This is a genomic window from Nocardioides sp. IC4_145, from assembly GCF_011250565.1.
Taxonomy (GTDB): domain Bacteria; phylum Actinomycetota; class Actinomycetes; order Propionibacteriales; family Nocardioidaceae; genus Nocardioides.
On sequence record NZ_JAANMS010000078.1, the window covers coordinates 1 to 7,456 of the forward strand.

The 7,456-nt window shown below is 73.9% G+C and carries 6 protein-coding genes; 4 read left to right on the plus strand and 2 right to left on the minus strand.

The features are described 5' to 3' along the window. Nucleotides 1–593, minus strand: a 593-nt coding sequence (locus G6553_RS20355) for a hypothetical protein (protein WP_207620080.1), incomplete at its 3' end; no start/stop codon positions are given. Continuing rightward, nucleotides 590–1,411 carry a protein phosphatase 2C domain-containing protein gene (locus tag G6553_RS20360; RefSeq protein ID WP_347565835.1) on the minus strand — a complete coding sequence of 274 codons (822 nt, stop codon included), beginning with the start codon at nucleotides 1,409–1,411 and terminating at the stop codon, nucleotides 590–592. The genes G6553_RS20360 and G6553_RS20355, both read right to left, overlap by 4 nt. Before the next feature lie 24 nt (nucleotides 1,412–1,435). Between G6553_RS20360 and G6553_RS20365 the strand changes: the two genes are divergently transcribed. From G6553_RS20365 to serA, 4 genes are all read left to right on the plus strand, one after another. Then, entirely contained in the window at nucleotides 1,436–3,706 is a 2,271-nt protein-coding gene (locus tag G6553_RS20365; protein WP_166196924.1) for a helicase C-terminal domain-containing protein, read from the plus strand. A gap of 9 nt (nucleotides 3,707–3,715) precedes the next feature. Then, complete coding sequence (locus G6553_RS20370; RefSeq protein WP_166196926.1) at nucleotides 3,716–4,240, plus strand: CGNR zinc finger domain-containing protein; 525 nt, start codon at nucleotides 3,716–3,718, stop codon at nucleotides 4,238–4,240. Next, nucleotides 4,237–5,877: a DNA repair helicase XPB gene (locus G6553_RS20375; RefSeq protein ID WP_166196928.1), complete on the plus strand. Its 1,641-nt coding sequence runs from the start codon at nucleotides 4,237–4,239 to the stop codon at nucleotides 5,875–5,877. Before G6553_RS20370 ends, G6553_RS20375 begins: the two co-directional genes overlap by 4 nt. A gap of 241 nt (nucleotides 5,878–6,118) precedes the next feature. Then, nucleotides 6,119–7,318 (plus strand): phosphoglycerate dehydrogenase, encoded by a 1,200-nt coding sequence (serA, locus tag G6553_RS20380; RefSeq protein ID WP_166196930.1) that lies wholly within the window; start codon nucleotides 6,119–6,121, stop codon nucleotides 7,316–7,318. Nucleotides 7,319–7,456 lie beyond the last annotated feature (138 nt).

Here is a 7,456-nt window from a genome sequence, read left to right on the forward strand (position 1 = left end):
CAGCACCCCGCCGAGGCCGCGGGCGGCACCGGGGTGGCGACGGCGGCGGCCTCGTCGTCCTCGTCGGTGACCTCGGACAGCTCGGTCTCGTGCTCGGGACCGAAGTCGTCGGGCTCGTCGGCGGCGGCGACCGGGACCGGCCCGGTGCCCGCGGCCTCGGCGGGGTGCTGGAGCCGGGAGAGGCGCACCAGGCCCGTGGTCGCCAGCAGGTCCGGCCCGGCCGGCCGCTCGTCGAGGACGACCGACAGCGCCGAGACACTCACCCAGGACCGCTCGACCCAGGTGCTCGCCGAGGCGCCGTCGACCTCGACGGTCTCCCCGTCGGCGGCGACGGTCACCCGCACGCGGCCGCGCACGAGCAGCCGGGTGGCGCCGTCGTCGGCGGTGGTGGCCAGCACGAAGGCCGGCAGGGCGCGGAGACCGCCGGAGAGCAGGGCGTCGACGAGGTCGTCGGTCGAGGCGCCGCCGTCGACGAGCGACCACAGCGCGGCCGCGCGGGTGCGCTCGCCGGGCGGGAGGAGCAGCACCGTGTCGTCGCCCAGCACGCCGTACCACTCCCCCGGCCGGTAGGACCGGGTCGTCTGCTCGCTCACGGCAGGGCCCCCAATTTCTGCTCGAGACTCACCCGTTGGGCGTCGGAGTCGTAGGAGAACTCGCTGACCAATCCCACCACATCGACGACGACGACCGTCGCGTTGTCCTTGCCGCCGGCGGCGAGCGCCGCGCCGACGAGCTGGTCGGCGGCGTCCCGGGGGTCGTCGGCGCGGGCGAGGATCTCGGCCATCTGGTCGTCACCGATCATCCCGGTGATGCCGTCCGAGCAGAGCACGAGCCGCTCGACCGAGCCGAGCGGCAGGAGGAAGTAGTCCGCCTCGGCCGCGTCCGGGCCGCCGAGCGCGCGGGTGATGACGTGCCGCTCGGGGTGGACGGCGGCGTCGTCCTCGGTGATGGCGCCGGCCTCGACGAGCTCCTGCACCACGCTGTGGTCCACGCTGACCTGCTCGAGCCGGCCCTCGCTGAAGCGGTAGATCCGGGAGTCGCCCAGGTTGGCGAGCAGCCACTTGGGCTCGCCGTGGTCCTCCACGAGCAGCGCGACGACGGCGGTGGTTCCGGCGTGGAACCCCCCGGCTCCGCGGGCTCGCTGCGCCGCGCCGTACTCCGAGATCCGGCGCTGGCAGTCGCGCAGCGTCCCGGCGATGACGTCGGTGCCCCGGGCGGGGTCGTAGCCCGCGTCGGCGAGCCGGCCGAACTCCTCGACCACGATCGCGCTCGCGACGTCGCCGCCCTCGTGGCCGCCCATGCCGTCGGCGACGACGAAGACGGGCGGCGCCGCGAGGTAGGAGTCCTCGTTGACCTCGCGCACCAGTCCCACGTCGGTCGCGGCCCCGTGGTGGAGCTCGACGGCCTTCACGGGCGGCTCGGTAGCGTTGAGGGGATGCCCGGACACCGCTCGCTCGCCGACCAGCTGCGCAGCTGGTCGGACGAGCGCTTGTCCCGGCTCCTGCACGAGCGTCCCGATCTCGCCACTCCCGCCCCTCATGACTCCGGCCAGCTGGCGTCCCGCGCGGCCACTCGATCGTCCTTGATGCGTGCGCTCGACGGCCTCACGAGGCTCGAGCTCTGCGTCCTTGATGCCCTCGTCGTCGCAGGCCAAACCACACCAGAGGAACTCGTGACGCTGGTGCGCGCCGTGCCGGGAGCGACCTCCGCCGCGCTGGACCGCCTGCTCGACCTGGCGCTGGCGTGGGAGTCGACCGCAGGGGTCCGCGCGCTGACCGGCGTGGCGGAGGCGATGGCCGGCGTCCGCGGCGGTGGCACGAGCGGCCTGCACCCGCGCTCGGCGGACGCCCCGCCGCCGGAGGAGGTGCGGCGGCGGCTCGACGAGCTCTCCCCCGCTGCCCGCACGCTGCTCGAGCACGTGGCCGAGCAGGGCGGCGAGGCGACCACCGGCACGTCGCGGCACCACGTGAGCGTCGCGGACGCCGCGACCCCGGCCGAGGAGCTGCTCGCCCGGCGGCTGCTCGTGCCGCGCAGCGGCGGCGTGGTCGTGCTGCCCGGCGAGGTCGGCCTGGCCCTGCGCGGCGGCACGACCACCCGGGAGCCGGTCGACGAGGTGCCCGAGGTCGTCACCTCCGAGCGATCGGGCGACCTCGTGGACCGCGCCGCAGCGGGGGCCGCCTTCGAGGTCGTCCGTCGCGTGGAGCTCCTGCTCGACCAGTGGAGCACCGCTCCGCCGACGGCGTTGCGCAGCGGTGGGCTCGGCGTGCGCGACCTCAAGGCGACCGCGACGCTGCTGCACGTCGACGAGCCGACCGCGGCACTCCTGGTCGAGACGGCGTACGCCGCCGGGCTGCTCGCCACCGCGGCCGACCGCGACGGCAACCCGGCCTGGGTGCCGACCGACCTCTTCGACTCCTGGTCCGCGCAGGAGCCCGCCGCGCGGTGGGCCACCCTGGCCCGCGCCTGGCTGGACACCGCGCGGCTGCCGAGCCTCGTCGGCCGGCGCGACCCGCAGGGCAAGGCGTGGAACGCCTTGCAGCCGGAGCTGTCCTCGGGGCTCGCGGCCGAGGCCCGGCGGATGGCGCTCGAGGTGCTCGCGGAGCTGCCGCCGGGCACGGTCGTGGCCTCCGGCACCGGCCCGCCGTCGGTCGTCGCGCGCGTCACCTGGCTGCGCCCGCGGCGGCCCCGCACGCGGGCCGACCAGGTCGCGGCGGCGCTCGTCGAGGCCGCGGTGCTCGGGCTCTGCGCGCTGGGCGGCCTGGCGACGTACGCCCGGGCGCTGCTGCACGGCGACGACCCCGCGCCGGCGCTCGCGGGCCTGCTGCCCGAGCCGGTCGACCACGTGCTCCTCCAGGCCGACCTGACCGCGGTCGCGCCGGGCCCGCTGGAGTCCTCGCTCGCGCGCCGGCTGCAGCTGGTCGCGGACGTGGAGTCGCGGGGCGGGGCGACGGTCTACCGGTTCACGCCGGGCTCGGTGCGCCGCGCCCTGGACTCGGGGTGGACGGCGGTCGAGCTGCACGAGTTCGTGGGGTCGGTGTCGCGGACGCCGGTGCCCCAGCCGCTGACGTACCTCGTCGACGACACCGCCCGCACCTACGGCGCGGTGCGCGTGGGCGCGGTCGAGGCGTTCCTGCGCTCGGACGACGAGTCGGCGCTGACCGAGCTCGAGCACCACCCGAGGGCGGCCGGGCTCGGGCTCCGGCGGATCGCGCCGACCGTGCTGGTCTCGACGACGCCGCTCGACGTGCTGCTCCCGCGACTCCGCGAGCTCGGCGGCTCCCCGGTCGTGGAGGCGCCCGACGGCACGGTGCACGTCGCGCGGCCGGACGTGCTGCGCGCGCGGACGCCCAAGGACCGCCGCGCCCCCGCCGGTGCGAGCGCCCGGGCCGCCGCGCACCGCACCGCCGCCGCCAGCGCCGTCGTCACCGCGATCCGCTCCGGCGACCAGGCCGCGCGGACCCGCCCGGCGACCGCGGCGACCCTGAGCCCCGGCGGGTCGCTGGCCGCGCTGCGCGAGGCGGTCGAGACCCGCGCGCCGGTGCTCATCTCCTACGTCGACAACCACGGCACGTCCACCGAGCGGATCATCGACCCGGTCTCCGTCGAGGGCGGCCAGCTGACGGCCCACGACCACCGCAGCGACGACGTCCGGACATTCGCCGTGCACCGGATCACGTCGGTCAAGCCCGTTGCGGCGTCTCCGTAGACTCGTCCGGTGGACTTCCTGAGGTACGCCGAGCAGTCGGCCGCGCTGCTCAACGCGGACCTCCCCGACGTCGACGCGCTGCGGGCCCACCTCGCCGGGCGGGCCTGGCTCCAGGAGCAGGCCACCGACCGCGACTGCATGCTGCTGCGCAAGCACCAGCGCGAGCTCCGCCCGGTCTTCGAGGCCTCGGCCGCCGGCGACGTCGCCGGCGTCGTCGAGGGGTTGAACGAGCTGATGGCACGGCACCCGGTCAGCCCGCGGATCACCGACCACGACGGCCACCTGCACGTCCACGTCGCCAGCCGCAGCGCCTCGGTGGCCGAGCTGCTCGTCGGCGAGTCCCTGCTGGGGCTGATGACGCTGGTCTGCGACCTCGGCCCGACCCGCCTCGGGGTCTGCGCGGCCGCCCCGTGCACGCAGGTGTACGTCGACACCTCCCCCAACCAGTCGCGCCGCTACTGCTCGGACCGTTGCTCCTCGCGGGCCAACGTGGCGGCGTACCGAGCCCGGCAGAAGGCAGTCGCCCCTCTATGAACGACGGACCGCTCATCGTCCAGTCCGACAAGACCCTGCTCCTCGAGATCGACCACGAGCGCGCGGCCGACTGCCGCAAGGCGATCGCGCCGTTCGCCGAGCTCGAGCGGTCCCCGGAGCACGTGCACACCTACCGCCTGACGCCGCTGGGGCTGTGGAACGCCCGCGCCGCCGGCCACGACGCCGAGCAGGTCGTCGACACGCTGCTGGAGTACAGCCGCTACGCCGTCCCGCACGCGCTGCTCGTCGACGTCGCGGAGACCATGGCCCGCTACGGCCGGCTGCGGCTCGACAAGCACCCCACCCACGGGCTGGTCCTCACCTCGACCGACCGGCCGGTGCTCGAGGAGGTGCTGCGCGCCAAGAAGGTGCAGGGCATGCTCGGCGAGCGCATCGACGAGGACTCCGTGGTCGTCCACGCCTCCGAGCGCGGCAACCTCAAGCAGGCGCTGCTGAAGATCGGGTGGCCGGCCGAGGACTTCGCCGGCTACGTCGACGGCGAGGCGCACCCGATCTCGCTGCTCGAGGACGACTGGCAGCTGCGCGACTACCAGCGCGACGCGGCCGAGTCGTTCTGGCACGGCGGGTCCGGCGTGGTCGTGCTGCCCTGCGGCGCCGGCAAGACGCTGGTCGGCGCCGCCTCGATGGCCCAGGCGCAGGCGACCACGCTGATCCTGGTCACCAACACCGTCTCCGCGCGCCAGTGGAAGGACGAGCTGGTCCGGCGTACCTCGCTGACCGAGGACGAGATCGGGGAGTACTCCGGCTCGGTCAAGGAGGTCCGGCCGGTCACCATCGCGACGTACCAGGTGCTGACGACCAAGCGGAAGGGCGTCTACCCCCACCTCGAGCTGCTCGACGCGCGCGACTGGGGCCTCATCGTCTACGACGAGGTGCACCTGCTGCCCGCGCCGATCTTCCGGATGACCGCGAACCTGCAGGCGCGCCGTCGGATCGGGCTGACCGCGACGCTGGTGCGCGAGGACGGCCGCGAGGGCGACGTGTTCTCGCTGATCGGGCCGAAGCGGTACGACGCGCCGTGGAAGGACATCGAGGCTCAGGGCTGGATCGCGCCCGCCGACTGCGTCGAGGTGCGGGTGACGCTGCCGACCGACGAGCGGCTGGTGTACGCCGTGGCGGAGCCCGAGGAGCGCTACCGGCTCGCGTCGTGCACCGCGGAGAAGACCCGCGTCGTGCGCGACATCGTCGCCTCGCACCCCGGGCAACCGACGTTGGTGATCGGGCAGTACATCGAGCAGCTCGACGAGCTCGCCGCCTCCCTCGACGCTCCCGTCATCAAGGGCGACACCCCGGTGAAGGAGCGTCAGCGGCTCTTCGACGCGTTCCGCTCCGGCGAGGTGGGGCTGCTGGTCGTCTCGAAGGTCGCGAACTTCTCCATCGACCTGCCCTCGGCCGAGGTCGCGATCCAGGTCTCCGGCTCGTTCGGCTCGCGCCAGGAGGAGGCGCAGCGGCTCGGCCGGCTGCTGCGGCCGAAGTCCGAGGGGAAGACCGCGCACTTCTACACCATCGTCTCGCGCGACACCGTCGACGCCGACTTCGCCGCCAACCGGCAGCGGTTCCTCGCCGAGCAGGGGTACGCCTACCGGATCCTCGACGCCGAGGACCTGCCGGCCTGAGGCCTCCGCCCGAGCGCCTGGTGGCGTGCGGGTGGCGGGTGGTTCGACCGGGACGCCACTCCGCGGCCTTTCCTGCCGCTCCACGGCCATTGCGATGGCAGGGAAGCTCCAGCATCCCAAGTCAACTTGGGATGCTGGAGCTTCCCTGCCTTCTCCCACACCGACCACGAAGCGGGACCCGGCGTCTCACCACCCCGCGACGAATCGGAGCAACGGCGGCGGCGGTCCTAGGGTCGGAGTCGTGAAGGCACTGCTGCTGGAGAACATCCACCCGGTGGCCGTCGAGTCGCTCGAGGCCAAGGGGTACGAGGTCGAGCTGCTCACGCGCTCCCTCTCCGAGGACGAGCTGGTCGAGGCGCTCCCGGGCGTCTCGCTGCTCGGGATCCGGTCCAACACCAACGTCACCGACAAGGTGCTGGCCAACGCGCCGGACCTGCTGGCGATCGGCTGCTTCTGCATCGGCACCAACCAGGTCGACCTCGCAGCGGCGACCGAGCGCGGGGTGGCGGTGTTCAACGCGCCGTACTCCAACACGCGCAGCGTCGTGGAGCTGGTCATCGGCGAGATCATCGCGCTGGCCCGCCGGCTGCCGGAGAAGATCGAGAAGATGCACGCCGGCGTGTGGGACAAGTCGGCCAAGGGCAGCCACGAGGTGCGCGGGCGGACGCTCGGCATCGTCGGCTACGGCAACATCGGCACCCAGCTCTCGACGGTGGCCGAGGCCCTGGGCATGCGGGTGGTCTTCTTCGACACGGCCGACCGCCCCGCCCACGGCAACGCGCGCCGGATGTCGACGCTCGACGAGCTGCTCGCGGTCTCCGACGTCGTGAGCCTGCACATCGACGGCCGGCCGGGCAACGCGGGCCTCTTCGGGCACGAGCAGTTCTCGAAGATGAAGCCGCGTGCGATGTTCGTCAACGCCGCCCGCGGCATGGTCGTCGACACCGAGTCGCTGCGCGAGCACATCCTCTCGGGCCACATCGCCGGCGCCGCGATGGACGTCTTCCCGGTCGAGCCGAAGGCGCAGGGCGACCCGTTCGAGTCGCCGCTGCGCGGGCTCGACAACGTCATCCTGACCCCGCACGTGGGCGGATCGACGCAGGAGGCCCAGGAGGAGATCGGCTGGTTCGTCTCCGGCAAGCTCGCGTCGTTCGCGCTGCACGGCAGCACCGCGCTGTCCGTCAACCTGCCCGCCGTCAACGTCCCGGAGCTGCGCAGCGGCCACCGCCTCGGCTTCCTGCACCGCAACGTCCCCGGCGTGCTGGCCCGGCTCAACGAGATGCTGGCCGAGCAGGGCGACAACGTGGTCCAGCAGCAGCTCGCGACGCGCGGCGAGGTGGGGTACGTCGTCACCGACGCCGCCGAGCCGCTCTCCGAGGGCTCGCTGGAGCGGCTCGCCGCCTCCGAGAACGGGCTCTGGGTCCGCACCTGGTCGGCCTGAGCCGCTCCGGACCTGAGAGCCCTATGTCAAGCGGCCTCCTGGGTGAGGGCGTTGAGCCGGCCGTGTAGGTCGGGGTTGTAGGGCACGTGGTCGTGCCAGCAGCGCCATAGGATCCTGGTCCAGGCTTGGGCCAGGATC